This window comes from Methanosarcina barkeri str. Wiesmoor (assembly GCF_000969985.1).
Classification (GTDB): Archaea; Halobacteriota; Methanosarcinia; order Methanosarcinales; family Methanosarcinaceae; genus Methanosarcina; species Methanosarcina barkeri_B.
The window spans coordinates 2130170-2145739 of the sequence record NZ_CP009526.1; the positions used below are offsets into that span (position 1 = coordinate 2130170).

General features: G+C 38.3%; 11 protein-coding genes. 4 read left to right on the plus strand and 7 right to left on the minus strand.

Going from position 1 to position 15570, the window contains the following annotated elements; all coding sequences use genetic code 11:
• Positions 1-58: 58 nt before the first annotated feature.
• The 3 genes from MSBRW_RS09095 to MSBRW_RS22070 form a co-directional block, all read right to left on the minus strand.
• Positions 59-559, minus strand: a complete 501-nt coding sequence (locus tag MSBRW_RS09095) for a type 1 glutamine amidotransferase domain-containing protein (protein ID WP_011307958.1) — start codon at positions 557-559, stop codon at positions 59-61.
• A gap of 347 nt (positions 560-906) precedes the next feature.
• Positions 907-2091 carry a trans-sulfuration enzyme family protein gene (locus tag MSBRW_RS09100; RefSeq protein WP_011307957.1) on the minus strand — a complete coding sequence of 395 codons (1185 nt, stop codon included), beginning with the start codon at positions 2089-2091 and terminating at the stop codon, positions 907-909.
• Complete coding sequence (locus MSBRW_RS22070) at positions 2076-2231, minus strand: hypothetical protein (RefSeq protein ID WP_155398179.1); 156 nt, start codon at positions 2229-2231, stop codon at positions 2076-2078. The genes MSBRW_RS09100 and MSBRW_RS22070 overlap by 16 nt, the downstream gene beginning before the upstream one ends.
• A 676-nt stretch (positions 2232-2907) precedes the next feature.
• Here MSBRW_RS22070 and MSBRW_RS22940 point away from each other — a divergent pair.
• On the plus strand, positions 2908-3048 hold the full coding sequence (locus MSBRW_RS22940) for a hypothetical protein (protein WP_196298036.1): 141 nt from the start codon (positions 2908-2910) through the stop codon (positions 3046-3048).
• Between the two features lie 850 nt (positions 3049-3898).
• The gene (gene pncB, locus MSBRW_RS09105) at positions 3899-5104 is read left to right on the plus strand and encodes a nicotinate phosphoribosyltransferase (protein ID WP_011307956.1); all 1206 of its coding nucleotides are present in this window, start codon (positions 3899-3901) and stop codon (positions 5102-5104) included.
• Positions 5105-5553: 449 nt separating this feature from the next.
• Here the strand turns inward: pncB and MSBRW_RS09110 are convergent, their stop codons facing one another.
• Both MSBRW_RS09110 and MSBRW_RS09115 read right to left on the minus strand, forming a co-directional pair.
• Positions 5554-7053, minus strand: a complete 1500-nt coding sequence (locus MSBRW_RS09110; protein ID WP_011307955.1) for a TolB family protein — start codon at positions 7051-7053, stop codon at positions 5554-5556.
• 327 nt (positions 7054-7380) lie between these two features.
• Positions 7381-8127, minus strand: a complete 747-nt coding sequence (locus MSBRW_RS09115; RefSeq protein ID WP_011307954.1) for a carbonic anhydrase — start codon at positions 8125-8127, stop codon at positions 7381-7383.
• Between the two features lie 1154 nt (positions 8128-9281).
• On the opposite strand from MSBRW_RS09115, the gene MSBRW_RS09120 reads away from it, so the two are divergent.
• Entirely contained in the window at positions 9282-10922 is a 1641-nt protein-coding gene (locus MSBRW_RS09120) for a HEAT repeat domain-containing protein (RefSeq protein ID WP_011307953.1), read from the plus strand.
• A 542-nt stretch (positions 10923-11464) separates the two neighbouring features.
• Here MSBRW_RS09120 and MSBRW_RS09125 read toward each other — a convergent pair.
• Together MSBRW_RS09125 and MSBRW_RS09130 are read right to left on the minus strand one after the other, a co-directional pair.
• Positions 11465-12286 (minus strand): hypothetical protein, encoded by an 822-nt coding sequence (locus MSBRW_RS09125; RefSeq protein WP_011307952.1) that lies wholly within the window; start codon positions 12284-12286, stop codon positions 11465-11467.
• Positions 12287-12525: 239 nt separating this feature from the next.
• Positions 12526-13980, minus strand: coding sequence for a phytoene desaturase family protein (locus MSBRW_RS09130; protein WP_011307951.1), 1455 nt, complete (start codon positions 13978-13980; stop codon positions 12526-12528).
• A 1057-nt stretch (positions 13981-15037) separates the two neighbouring features.
• On the opposite strand from MSBRW_RS09130, the gene MSBRW_RS23380 reads away from it, so the two are divergent.
• Complete coding sequence (locus tag MSBRW_RS23380; RefSeq protein WP_230670051.1) at positions 15038-15310, plus strand: flavodoxin family protein; 273 nt, start codon at positions 15038-15040, stop codon at positions 15308-15310.
• Positions 15311-15570 lie beyond the last annotated feature (260 nt).

Here is a 15570-nt window from a genome sequence, read left to right on the forward strand (position 1 = left end):
CTATGTACATTAAGGAAATAAATGATTAAAGAAAGAGGAAACAAAAACTGATTCCTATTTACTTCAGCAACTTAATCATCTCTCTTCCAAAAGCGTGAAGATCAGCAGGACTTCTTGATGATACAAAATTCCCGTCAATCACAACTTCTTTATCCTCATAAAGTGCTCCTGCAGCTATGATGTCATCCCTTATTCCTGGCCAGCAGGTTGCTTTCCTGCCTTTTATGACACCTGCAGAGACGATAACCTGCGGGCCATGGCAAATTGCAGCAACCGGCTTGTTTTCTGTGAAAAAATGCCTTGTAATCTCAAGTGCATGCTCGTCAAGCCTCATTTTTTCGGGGCCTTTTCCTCCGGAGATCACAAGAATCTGGTAATTTTCAGGGTTTATATCTTTAAAGGCAATGTCAACATTGATTTCATACCCCTGCTTTCCTTTTATCGGTCCCTTCTTCATTGAAGCTACATGTGTTGTAATCCCCTCTTCTTTCAGGCGATGGTAAGGATAGAAAAGTTCAAGATCTTCAAAATCATCGGCTCCGAATACAAGTGCTTTCATATTAAACTCCCCCGAGTTTTAGCTTTACGGCTTTAGCCTTGCTTTCAAATTTTCCCAGACTTAATTTTCCTGATTTAATTTTCCAGAAATTTCAAAATTGATTTTACGGGTACAATTTTGAATACACAATTTCACAAATTAATGATTATTTCTGCAGCACATATACCTTGTCTGATTTCGAAAATAAAATAGGTAACAGTGGTTCAGTCATGAAATAGGTAACAGCTATTTGGCCGTGAAATAAGTAACAGCAGCTCGGTCGTAAAATAGGTAACAGCAGCTCGGTCATGGAGTAGGTAATAACTACTCGGTCGTGGAGTCGATAACAACTGCTCGGCCTAGAAGGCTTAAATTACTTCAAGGGCCTGTTTGAGGTCTGCAATTATGTCTTCGGGATCTTCAATTCCTACCGAGAGCCTGACAAGCCCATCAGTTATGCCTACACTCTTTCTTACTTCATGAGGGACACATGCATGAGTCATCGATGCAGGGTGCTGAATAAGGGTATCCGTAGCTCCGAGGCTCACAGCAAGAGAACAGAGCTTTACATTGTCCATGAGCTTTCGCCCAGCTTCAATTCCGCCTTTTACTTCAAAAGAGAGCATACCGCTGAATCCACTCATTTGCTTGCGTGCAAGTTCGTACTGAGGATGACCTGGAAGCCCTGGATACCTGACCCACTCTACCTCGGGTCGGGATTCAAGAAATTCCGCAACCTTCATTGCGTTTTCAGCGTGCCTTTCCATTCGGATATGGAGTGTTTTAAGCCCTCTTATGCAGAGCCAGGCTTCATGCGGGCCCATAATGCCTCCTGTATATCCAACAACTTCAGACATTCGGTCTATAAAATCATTATTTCCTGCAACGATTCCGCCAAGCAGGTCTGCATGGCCGCCAATATATTTTGTACAGCTACTCAGGGAAAGATCTGCTCCAAGCTCAAGAGGCCTCTGGAAATAAGGTGTTGCGAAAGTGTTGTCCACAACGCAGAGGGCCTCGTTTTCTCTGGCTATTCTGGCTATTTCAGGAATATCGCATACATTAAGCGTAGGATTTGCAGGACTCTCAAGAAAGACCATTTTTGTCTCGGGCTTAAAGGCTCTCTTTACATTTTCGGTTTTAGAAGTATCGACGAAACTGACTTCTATTCCAAGCCCTGGCAAAACCTGAGAAAAGAGGCTATAGGTGCATCCGTATACTACATCCGTTGAAATAAGATGGTCTCCTTGCTTCAGGGCGGTTAATGCAATTGCAGTGACCGCTGCCATTCCCGAGGCAAATGTCTGCCCTGCTTCCCCACCTTCGAGTGCAGCAAATTTTTCAGCGAGAACCGCATGCGTGGGAGTGTTTGGAGGAATCCTGGCATATACGTATCCTGATTCCTCTCCTGCAAACCTCGCTGCCCCTTGCCTGGCGTTTTCAAAAATGAAGGTTGAAGTCTGGAATATCGGAGTTGTATGCGCTCCGAAAATCGGATCCGGCTTTTCTGCGGCATGTACACATTTTGTTGCAAACTTCACTTCTCTTTCCATCTCCCCACAGCCCTATCAAAATTAGTCTCCGGAATAAGTATTGCTTTTCCCGTAATTATTTGTTTGGCAGGGTTTGAGCATACTGGAAAAATATTCAATGGTTGATATTTTTGTACTGTTCCAATAATAACTCTATTCATATATCATTTCCAGAATTAATTGGTTAACGCTATATACCTGGCCTAACTCTGTAATTTTTCAGGTTCCAGTTATTGTCTGGACGGTTCATGATGCTGAGACTGCAAGAAAAGTTCAGGAAATGGCTCAAAATATAATCTTCAAAAAATTTCAGTATCATTAAACGTGAAATTTTAAAGTTGCACTTAGACATATAACGGCTTAATAGTTGTATTTAGTGCCCGCAACGAAATAACCTATGCAACTTATAATATCTTGTAACTTTGATTGGCGACCTTGATATTGAAAATCAAAATGCCCAATTGGGAATATGCAGAGGTTATTCTGTGACGGGCCTTAGACATATAATAGCTTAATTAGATATATAACAACTTAATTAGATATATAATAACTTAATTAGATATAAATTAGATATATAATAACTTAATTAGACATATAACAGCTTAATGTTATTGTTTTTCGGTTTAAGTGCCTTAGTCCTACTTTAAAAAAAGCTGTAATGAATTTGAAATTTTTTACGCCAAGCAATTTTTTGTTTTGATATAATTTTTGATATCATTTATTTAATATAATTTATGCTATTACTATATGCTGGAGTTGAGGAATGGGATATCATTTCTCAATAAAGGATTTTCCAGGAATCGCTGATTCTTCTTTAAAATTTAAGGGGTTTTATTCATGAAACATCTAAAAACATGTCCAAAATGCCACGCTAATTTGAAATTACACTCAGATGGCAAGATCCAGTACTGTAGCATTTGCAAATACTGGACAAAAGTAGGTACTGCAAGGCTTGATTCGATCATGATTTATGGATAAGAAATCTGCATGAAGAACCACAAAAAGAAGGGATAAAATGGAATACGAACTCGAAGAAGTCGAGAGAGATTACATAGAATTTAGAAGAGAAATGGGAGAGGAATAAGCACAAAGGAGCTAATTCCAAAACCTTATTGATCTTTCAAAATTCGAGATTCAGAAAACCAATTTTGGTATGAACTCAAGTAGAAATCTATGTACATTACATTGATAGAGAACATCTTTCCAAGTACAACCGATTACATGTACTAACTTAAAATATTCAGATTTTTTTGAAACTTTCTAGTTTTTACAAAGGGTACTTTTGAATCTCCAACTTAAAAATATGTAACTAAAATGAATACCTCTTTAAGTTCATATTTGATTTCATTATTCATTTAACCAAGAAATAAATTATTAAACCTGTACATAGCTGTATACAACAGTGCTTATCTATACAAATACAAAGAATGGCAGATGTGAGCAAGATATAAAATTGTGATCCCGATTACTTTTGTTTTACTATATCTTCAGTATAAAGTACAATTCAAAAACTTTCCAAATATTTTTTAACAGAATTAGTGATATTTTTTCCAAGAAATATATAAAAACTACACTTTTAAGCGGAAACCTACAATTTTTTGAAGAAACATCTTATTTTTCGAAGAAACATCTCATTTTTTGAAAATTGGATTTTGCTAACCTTTGTTTTTGAGATAGTTAATAACGAAAACCTGACTTTGCCTTCAGGAGTTATCACAAGGTGTCAGAAATTTTAAAAATAAAACGGCTATATATCTGGAGCAAAAGGTGTGATTAAATAAAAGATATTTGCTTTAAAAACATTTAAAACGCTACAGGAAGACTTTCTGTGATAAAATCCATACTCGATAACGACCTTTATAAATTCACCATGCAACTTGCAGTGCTTGAACTTTTTCCTAAAGCTGAGGCTGAATACCGGTTTACTAACCGGGGTTCCCAGCGCTTTACTACGGAGTTTGTAGAAGAACTGGAAAGAACTATACGCGAAGAGATCTCAAAATTAGCATTAACAGAAGAAGAATATAACTGGCTTTCAGAGAATTGCCCTTACCTGAAACCTATGTACCTTGAATATCTTAAGAATTTCCGCTTCAAACCTGGTGAGGTAAAAGTCTGCCTTACCGAAGAAAAAGATCTGGACATTCGGATAAAAGGACCCTGGCACAGCACGATTCTCTGGGAAATTGTCCTTATGGCTACGGTTTCGGAACTATATTTCACAACTATTGAAAAAGAGTGGAACGGAGATTCCCAAGGGGGTTGTACTTCCGAATCCGTACTGACTGCATACGAAAATAAGATTCTTGAGATGGGAAAAGCCCTTGAGAAAAACAACTGCCTTTTTTCGGAATTTGGAACTCGCAGGCGAAGAAGTTCCGAACTCCACGACCATGTGATGAAAACCCTTACTGGAATAAAAACCCTGACAGGAACAAGCAATGTGTATTTTGCAAAAAAATATGGCCTGAAACCGATCGGGACTGTCGGGCACGAATGGATTATGGGTACCTCAGCACTTGTAGGGTTAAGGTATGCAAACCGTTTTGCTTTTGAAAACTGGATAGATGTTTATAACGGGGATCTGGGAATTGCCCTTACGGACACTTTCGGCTCAAAAGCCTTTTTTAAGGATATGGACCTGAGGTTATCAAAAACTTACGATGGGTTCAGGCACGACAGTGGAGATCCTTATGATTTTGTGGACGCTGTGATAGAACACTATCGGAAAATGGGTATAGATCCCATGAAAAAGTTACTTGTTTTCAGTGATGCCCTCAATGCAGATACCGCAATCCAACTCAAAAAATATTGCGAAGGTAAAATCAACTGCAGTTTCGGTATAGGCACAAGCCTTACAAATAACTCCGATTTCTTCAGGAAAAGCCCTCCTCTTAATATGGTCATAAAGCTGCACAGTATTGACGGCATTCCTGTTGTAAAACTGAGCGACTCCCCGGAAAAGGAAACCGGAGAAAAAGATGCTATAAGGGTTGCAAATTACATTTTTGGAAGAAAAGGGCTGGATGAATGATTTAAGACAGTAAAAGGCTAAATCCCACGCTCTTTATACGTGGGATACAGCCGTCAACTATATTCATTTTCGTTATCTGTTAATGTTTTTCTGCATTCATACCCATATAATATTAATTTCTCTAATGCGAAAACCAAGCCAACGGAAACTGAATTAGTTGAATAGTCTCCTGGCAGGGTTCGGGATTAGTGCCTGGTTATTCATGGAGCTGAAAGGTAGCTCAAAAAAAATCTGACATCTCTAGAAAAGTGGGGATGGGCATGTGGACTGATAGACATATGACCTATGAAAGTTTTTCAAAATTTGAGGTTAGTCTGGGGTGTGAAGCAGGAAGCAAACGTGCTTTAGCCGTTGGTAGTTCATAAGTATAAGAACAAAAAGAACAAAAATGGAAAGTCATGGAAAGTCGGAAGGATCGGACATCGACGCCTTCGATTTCCATGATTATTTTACATAGGGGAAGCTGAAGATGTAGATCCAGGATCTATAACAGCAGTATCTAAGCCACTAATTGTAGAATTATTTAAACCATTTCCTGAAATTGTAGAATTATTTAAACCATTTCCTGAAATAGAGTCTAAAATGCTTAATAAAGGTTCAAGTTCTATAACAACAATATCTGAACCACTAATTGTAGAATTATTAAAACTACTTCCTAAAGTAAAATTTGAAATTTTTATTATAGAATTATTAACTGTTTCATAATTATTTGTTGTTGAGTTATCCATTGTTGCGGAATCATTCACTATTGAATCATTCATTGCTGCAGAAGTATTTACTATTGGACTGTTAAATGTTACAGTACCTATTACTATTTTAGAATTATTTTTTGATGTAGAATTATTTGTCATTGTGGAGTTATTCGTAATCATATGACTGATATAACCATTAAGTAAAACAGAACTCGAACCATTTACTGTAGAATTTTCCAAAATATTCTGCATCTTATGTACCGTAAAAACTATTTTTGAGCCGTCAGGACTCCATCTAGGGGTTGAGTCGATTACTCCGATATTATTTGTAAGCATGACCTTATAGCTTCCTTTGATATTACGAAGCCAGATTTCAGGCTTTCCTCCTTCGTCGGATACATATACAATTCTTTTTCCATCAGGGCTGTAAGAGGGATCCCATTCCCCGTATGGAGTATCGGTAAGCTGAGTCTGGTTTGTGCCGTACCATTCTATTGTCCAGAGGTCGGGTTTCTCTTTAGAATCATTAGCACTGTATATTATCTTCAGGCCAAGAGGGCACCAGTCTTTTCCCATTCCGACATTTTCGGAAGTACCGAGCCTTTTCTTATTGCTTCCATCCCAATTAACTATCCAGAGCTGGGAAGGAGCATCTCCGGACTTCTGGGTGTATACGATTTTTTTTCCGAGGCGGCACCATGAGCCCCAGCTTTCAGATTTGTCAAGATCGTCCGCAACCGGAGTTACGGTTCCGTTTTCCAAGTTCACAAGGTAAAGGCCGGTTTGGGAACCATTTGATTTTGTTGAAAGCAGTTCTGTTCCATTGGGATTTACATCGCTAAAGCTGGAAAGGTTTCCTTCTCCGATGCCTGTTCGCTCTATTTCACTTCCGTTTGCTTTCATTTTATACGATTCTAAATTATCGGACCCATTCCTCTTAACCGTATACAGGATATGATTTCCATCGGCAGTCCATACAGGAAACAATTCTGATTCGGGGCTGTTAGTAAGAAAAGTAATATTTTCTACAGGGCTGTTGGCATAAGCTTCTTCATAACCTTCGATTTCTCCGTTTGGGACATAAGATATGTTCAAATCGGAATCAAAATAGTTCTGTGAGACATTCTGGGCTACATCCCATCCCGATTCTTCCGTAAAATCACCGTAGTCGGATACGATACTTGGTTCTGCCACTGCAGGTAACGTAAGAAGTACGAACGTTAAGAATAAAGAAAAGTACCTGTATGCAATTTTCATAAATTATCACCGTTAACTTAAAAAAGATAGCGGTATGAATATAAATAATTAATTACTAATTTGTCGAAAAATATGTTTATTTATATTTATTAATCATAACTTATAATTACAACTATATGTTGAATATGAAAAGTTTGTATAATTAGGAAAGTAATTCTATTTTTACCAATATGGGGACGAAATCTGAAAGCGAAATAGAAGCTTTACCCGGAAAGAATAAAGGCTGAAGTACCGGGCAAAACATAAAATTAAATAAGCTTTTTGGTTTTAATCAGTTGGCTTTATTTATTTAAGTTAATTCTCTGCTGTGTAAGCCGTTTCTGTTTATTAGGCTTTGTTGTATCCCTCGGCCAGATGGACGTTTACATATACTACGGCTTCATTAGTATGCTTATATGCATAATCGTCAGTAATTTCTGACAGATTATCCGCTTCGGCCTGGGAAGTGACAACCATACCTGCTGGGATATACCTACCATCAGGAACAGTGACACCAATTGCTGCCGACGTTGGTTCAAGTACGCAGTTGTTTCCTATCTTTGACTTAAAAACAAAAGCCTGCATACCAATGAAAGTATCGTTGCCTACAGAAGCTGGACCATGAACCTGGGCCTGGTGGGCAAGTGAAACATTTTCTCCTATATAGACTGCGTATTTCTTGCCGCCAACTTCAACAATGTTATTTTCTACAGGTTCACCTTCCTCATCGATTGTCTCAAGGGCATGAAGCACAACTCCGTCCTGTACATTGCTCCTGTCTCCTACGAAAATTGGCATTCCTTCATCACTCCGAATAGATGCCATTGGGGAAACCATAACACTGGCACCTATTGTCACGTTTCCTATTACTGAAGCCTGGGGATCAATAAAAGCTGTGGGATCAATGACGGGTGCTACAGGTACGGGATTCCATGGTGTTACCGGATTTTCCCTGATATTAGAAAACTCGCTCTCGGTTATTCCCTGTGTGACATTTCCCTCTGCTCCTTCACCTTCGGAGATACATCCGCTTCCTAAAAGGGCCAGTGAAAGAGATAGAATAAGTATTGTAAAGGTCTGCTTGTTGAATCTCATAAAGGTCCTCCATTGACAGTAGGAAGGTTATAAAATATATAGACATTTCTATTTTTATTTAAAAAAAGATAAAAAATAAAAATGGGGTAATTTTATTTTTGGAAAGAATTCTGTAACCAGGATTCGAAGTTATAAATATTTAGCATGAAAATACTGTCATTTGTATAGCACTTCATTGGTTGTGCATGTTATTCAAAGAATATCATGTTCGTTTTCTGTGAAATTTTGTTCAACAGAAACGGGCTCTGTTTCAAAATCTAGTGATTTCTGCATTTCTGGATTGAAAATCTGAATTCGCAAGAATAATCCGGTTTTCATCAAAATCAATATTTGACATCTAAAGACTTCAACCCCAAAGTTGTATCTCAAGGATTATAACCAATTTCAAAATCTAGTGATGTCTAGTGATTTTTTATTTTATGTTCATCACTGGATTTTGATACTGAGTCGTAAAAAGATCAAATGAATAAAAAGATTCTTTGGCAAAAATGCCAAAGAATCTGTTTTTCAAGATTATTGCAGCTTTTTGAGGTAGTTAGCAAAGAAAAAATGTAGGTTTAAGGAAGTAACAATAAGAAAAATCACTAGATTATGGAATTGTGCCCAGAAACGGCAATAAATTCAAAAATGTCATATCTTTGCTTACGTCCTAATTTTACTGATTTTTCTCGGCAAACTTTCTTACCTATCTTTCTTTTTTCAATTTGTTTCATTTTCCATATTACATTTCTTTTTTCAACTCCAAATCTATACTTTCTTTTTAAACGTAGGTTTTAAAAATTTACTCGTAACCAGAAAACGAACGGACAAAACGCAAGGTAACCGAATTTACATATTATTTATATTAGCAATCTAAAACTTCATATATCTTTGAATGTAATATATTTAAAAACACAGACTGTTTAGGGCTGAGTTTAATAGTGTAAAGATGGGCATTTGCAATTTTTCAGGCTCGTTTAAACAGATTGGGTCAGTTATGTAAGAATTGTATACGCATCAGGCTAGAAAATCAGGAATTAAAAGTGCCAATTTTAGAATTAAAAGATTGAAAGACACCATATTTATTTTCAGTCTGTTGGGCTGTATACAATAAAATGTTTTTTATATTGTGGCGGGTCCTGATAAGCTTTACACTAATGGGGGATAGAAGGAAAATGGAGAACAACATAAATAATTTTATTAAAAAGTTGGAACGCTCGGTCTTTGCGGGAAACCGGGCAACTGCTGCCGAAAAACTTGGAAAGCTAGGGGACTCTTATGCTTTACCTGCACTGATTGGAGCACTGGATGACTCAAGTCCGAAGGTAAGAGTTGCCGCTGCAGAAGCATTGGGAAACTTCAATATACCGGAGGTTGTCCCTGGTCTTATAAAGGCGCTTAATGATCCTGATAGTCCGGTTAAAAAGACTGCAATTGCTTCACTTGAAAAAATAGGCACACCTGAAGCTATCTCAGGCATTATGAAAGGATTCGGAGACAAGGACAGGTTTGTCCAGAAGGAAGCGGTGAAATCCTTGATGAGGATAGGTTCAAGAGATGCAATTTACGGCCTTGAGAAAGCCCTGGCTTATCCGGATTATTCGCTGAGAAGGATTTCAATAATAGCACTTGGGAAAATCGACACTTATGAAGCTGCTTTTTGTCTGGTAAAGGCAATTGAAAATTCGGATAACAAAACAAGGCAGCAAGCTGCCGAAACCCTGGGAAAAAGGGGCAAATCGGATGTGCTTGACGAGCTAATGGAAATCCTCAGGGACCCAAGACAACCTGTACAGGAAACTGCGTCCGAAACGCTTTGCAAAATTGTAAGCGTGTCAAATTCAGTGCCTGTGCTTGTCAAGACGCTCGGAGCTTCGAGCAGGGATGTGAGAAAAGTTTCAATTGAAACTCTTTGGAAGATAGGAACGCCTGAAGCAGTTTCAGGGCTTTTGAGAGCCCTGGATGATCCCGACTGGTATTTGAGAAGCCGCGCTGCAGATGCCCTGGGAGATATAGGTTCTCCGGAAGCGGCACGGGGACTGGTTAAAGCTTTTGATATATATGAAAACTCAGTAAGGAAGGCAATTACCTGTGCTCTTGGAAAAAGTGGAGCCCCTGAAGCCATAGAAGGACTGGTTAAAGCTCTTAACGACCCTGATAGTTCGGTCAGGGAATCAGCAGTTCTGGGCCTTGGAAGAGCAGGCACTACTGAAGCTATTTCAGGCCTTTTAAGAGCCCTTGATGACACTAAGGCAGCAGTGAGAGAAGCTGCGGCTTCCACGCTTGGGGATCTCAAAGCGCAGCAAGCTGTTCCGAAATTGTTAGACATTCTTGAGAATTCTGATACCTCGATGCAAAAAGTCGTAATTTGCTCACTTGAGAAAATTGGTACCCTAGAGGCAGTTTCAGGGCTTGTCAGGGCTACTGAAAGTACAGATGCCTGCGTGCGAAGGGCTGCATTGAAAGCTCTTGAAAAAATTAATAAATCCAGTTCCTCACCGGTAATCGCTCCTGCGGATACAGAAATCCATGGAGTAAAGCCTGTTCTTAGGAGTTGTTTGACAGATAATGATTCTGAAGTTTGGACTGAAACTTCAAATTTCTCAGGTGATATCTGCAATATGAATTCTCTAAAAGAGCTTGAACTTTCAATTTCTGTTGAAGAAACAAAAGAGTCCAGAGCTCACCAAAACGCAAGTTACAAGAAAGAAAAAGGGATTGGACTGACCTGTCCATATTGTTCCAGAAACCTGAATCTTACCACTACCCCCAACTTCTGTCCTTTCTGCGGGATGAAGTTGAAGTTGAAATACTAAAACCCGCTGCTTTTCCCGGAAAAAGCTATCTGCGTGGTAACATGATTTTTCAAAAAAGGTTTGTCTGCAAGCCTTTTAAAAAAACCGCTTGTCTGCAAGCCTTTTAAAAAAACTGCTTGACTGCAAGCCTTTTAAAAAAAGGCTTGAGCGAAAACTCCAGTAACGACATAGTAGGCGTGATCAAACGGCGCAATGGTTGTGGAACAACCCTTTTAAAAAAGGCTTGAGCGAAAATATTAGCAACGACGAGATCAACATCGTAACGGTTCAACGGTTGCGGTCAAATAGATTGATTCAGAGATAAATGTGCCGAACTTATATCAGGAGGGTTGATTTTCCAGAGTTACGTTCAGGGAGAATATTTCCCTTTTCGGCAAGTTACAGTTCTTCGATAGGTTGAGGCTTTTGCGTTAAATTTCAATGCTGCTGTTTGTGTTATGCTGTTTGTGTTATTCTCAGTTAAGTTATCCTGAATTTGGCCAGGACGGTCAATAAGACCGCAGACTTTTATTGCACAGAATCGTCAGTATGCGTTTTATGTTTTACATTGCGGTATCTCTGGCTGAGTGCATTATTTTCTTCAGTTCGTCAAAAGACTTGGCCCCTTCGATATCTTCTATCAGGGCCGTAAGTTCAGTAATTCTGCTGTTGAGCTGTTTATCACTCGCGTTTCCACTTTCGTTAATTCTGGCTTTAAGAAGCCCTATATTCTCCTCAACAGAATCAAGTGCCTTTGCCTGCTCATGGGTTAATAGGACCTCCTTGAGTTCTGCTGCAGTGGAAGCTTCGCTCACCTTGGTATACATATCTCGAATCTCAGTAATCTTCTCGTTGAGCTCTTCAGCTTTGCTACTCTCACCGGCTTCCGTAAGCCTTGTTTGCGCAGCTTCGGCCTTCTCAGTCATATTCTGGAGGGAATCAAGGATAACATCCTGAACTTCAGCGAAATTTTCATCAGTTATATTTTCAAGCAGGATATGACAAAATCCATGCACTTCGTCGGGCTCTGTTGGCATTTCATCAGGTTCCATATTCCTTCCGTCATTTTCAATACCCTCATTTTTCTGCCTTTTCCTAGACAAAGCCTTCTGGAGATAAGATGCGGTTGAAACCTCACTTATCTCACTATAGAGAGTTTGGAGTTCAGTAATTCTCTTACTGATTGAATCAAGCATGTCTGCCTGAACTTCAGTGAAATTTTCTTCGCTTATATCATCTGAAGGACAAGATCCAGGATCATAAATCAAATACATCGAGTCTGTCAGGGTTGCGTTGTCTGAAGCAAAAGCCCCTGAAGGGATGGCACTCAATATAATCAGCACCATCGTAAAACGGGAAATTAACTCCAATGTTTTTACTATCATAGATTACCATCGTTAATTACTATGTTTTCCTGCTCTTTTTGTCTCAACGCTGTTTGCCTGCTGACAGTCCTGAAATCAACTGGATTAAATATAAGCTTACTTTCAGAAACAGAAAATTTTGATAAACCATTGATCTATTCTTAAAACCATTGATCTATCATTAATTCTTAAAACCATTGATCTATCATTAAGGTATTAATCAGAATACTGTTTTTCTGCCTAAACACAAAGCAGATACTTTAATGAAGATTTCCATCCTCGTTAAGAATCTTCAGGAGCTCAATAATCGAATATGCAGCCCGGGTAATTCCCATACTGCGCTTGTCAGTATCGGTGCCCGCTACATAGAGGTTTCGAACAGGGGTTCGAATATCTGCAAATTGCCCGTTAATCGTGACTGCAGCTTTTTCCGGAACCATTATCTGTTCATGCTGCATATCGATATAATTCTCGATGTTTGGATGAGCACGGAAAATCGTATCATAGGCCTTTTTTGTCTCCTGTTTTTCGCTTTTATTTTCATCAATTACGAAGGAAAATCCAATAAGCTGTTTATCCTTTGGAGCAAGCGAAGGGTCATAGTTACTTATAGGAGTTGCCCAGTAGGCGAAATCCTTGAACCAGATCTCTGAGCCTGTGTAATTAAAATTGGGAAACTCTTTTTCCAGTCCAAGCCAGATGGTCAAGCTTTTACTATGGACTATACTTTCCAAATTTGTCTTATATTCTTTAGGGAGATCTTTTATAAGCCTGGGAAGCTCGGTTGCAAAACCCGTGTAGATAACAAGGTCAGAGATATAAATTTCATCGGCTTCCACGCCTGAAACCTTTCCGTCCTGTACAAGGATGGATTTAACCTCACATTCATTTTTGATTTCAACAGTTTCCGGAAGGGAGTAAAGAATGGCGTTGAGTAGAGCTTTTAGGCCCTTTCTGGGATAGCCCTGAGAATAGTTTACATTATTTGTTGCAAGCCTTTCAAGGGAAGTAAAAGGCTGGGTGACCTTTGTCATCCTGGCCTGAAGGGAAGCGTGGAGGTGATATGGAAGAATTGAGGCAAGGATAGACTCTGTAGATTGGGATTTTTTTGGTTCTAGTCTTCCGATCATTGCGTCAAACTGTTCCTGGGTGATGCTGTCCCTGACAAAACTGCTTCCTGACAGAACACGCTGAGCAGAGGTTTCCTTCATTGACCTGCCAGAGAGAAAAGCTGATATAGTATCCACAAAGTCGTAGGTCTCCTTTGAAAGACTTTTTGGCAGAAAATCATATACTGACTGGCTGGACAGGTCTATTCCGAATGAAGAAAGGGTAAAGGCTTTTGTAAGGGTCTGGGAAAGCAATACCCTGTCCTTTCTTGGAAGCACATCAAAAGTCACGAAATCTTTCAGGTTGGAAGGAATTTTGACAAAAGTATTTTCAGTCCGAATATAGTAATGCCCATAGTCCTCAAACATAGGTAAAAAATCAAAATAGTTATCCATTAATCTCTTCAGAGGCCCCTCAATCAGATGGGTAATTGCGTGTGCTCCTGTATCTACCTGATAGCCATCTACCATGTAGCTGTTGCAGTTCCCACCTAGATTTCGTCTTTTTTCAAGAACAAGGACTTTTTTTCCATGCTTTGAAAGCGTAAGCGCTGCAAGAAGCCCACTTATGCCTGCCCCAACAACAATTACATCGTATCTTTTCATACCCTAAACTACCTCAATTTTTCCAGTGAATTAAGTTATAGTTTAATGCAGTTACGCACCTTATTTCTCTCAACTCACAACAGAATTCCATATTAGTGGAAAGATTAAACAAAATATGTTAAATAAAATATGTTAAAACTATATAAATTATTTTAATTATGGGATGTATTGAAATCATATTATATAATTTATGATTTAGGTCTTTATATTTGAGCCCTGGCTTCTATTTGTAGAGTACCATAGAGAAAAAAATAGTATTTATAGTTAACAGTTGATATGGTAAAGACCACCAAAAACGTAGCTTATCCAAAAACGTAGCTTATTTTCCTAGCACACTACTTGCTATGGCTAAAACGTTGCTTGCAACTATTCAGGTAGCTTTTGCAAAATTACATATCTTGCTTATTTATTTTTCGATGGCATTACTTGTTATGCGTTAAAATCTTTTTAAGAAAAATAAAGTTTTTCAGTATAAAAAAGGTATAGATAAAGTCCCTTTGGGACTTATTTTTCAATATTTACTTTCTTAAACTTAAGATAAACCAGTAACATTCCAACGAAAACACCGAGGACTAGATATTTTACAAGTTTATTTGATTGTGCCACTACCATCACCCCCATTTTTTATATACAGTTAATATGCTGTATAGATATTAAAACTTTTCTATAGAAAATAGTATTGGAGCATTATTTGCCTGAAATGTAATTTTATTTAATAACTTAGAAGAAATCTGAGTTTTGTAATTTGTAGTTTCTTAATTTCACAAGGTCACGTTTCATAATTTTAAGTCCATAATTTTTACGTTCATAATTTTAAGTCCATAATTTTAAGTCCATAATTTTTACATTCATAAATTCATATGCTCATAAATTCATAGTTTCATCCTTAAAGTAAGGAAGGTAGTTCAAACACTATTAAAAAAATGTTCAAAAAATACAAAAATTTCATGATACAGCTATCCACGTAGATAATCGCTCTTTAAGAGCCATAAAAAATAGTAAAGTTTTTACTGAATACAGTATTGCAATTTTCTAGAAATAAACCGAGATGAAATTTATGAAAATAGTCGGGATACAGTCAAGCTCAGGAGGTAAACACAGCAATACTTTAAAACTACCGAATGCCGCTCTGAATAGAGCCTCCGAAGAGGGAGCAGACATCGAGTCAATTGATATTGCCAAAATGAATATCGAATACCGCACTGCATGCAATTCCTGTCATAATACCGGGGTGTGCACAATAAAAGACGACTGTGAGATTGTATTGAAAAAAACCCTGGCTGTTGACGGCATAGTTTTGAGTAGCTCTAACTATATAACAAAAACGTAACAGCCCAGCTCAAGACAATGTTTGATGGAAGCCCGCTTGTTATTCATGAACAATTATTTGATGGAAAATAAGTCATTTCACTGACGACCGCAGGCAACGATGAACTCGACTTTGTACTTGGAATTATGGACTATTTTATAATAACTATTTTATAATACATTATGGAGGCCAGACTATAGGGGAATAGGCTGTTCAGTGGCTAAAGGGCCTGAGGTAATGGAAGCAGCTACTGTAAAATCGCATGGAATAGGCAAAGATCT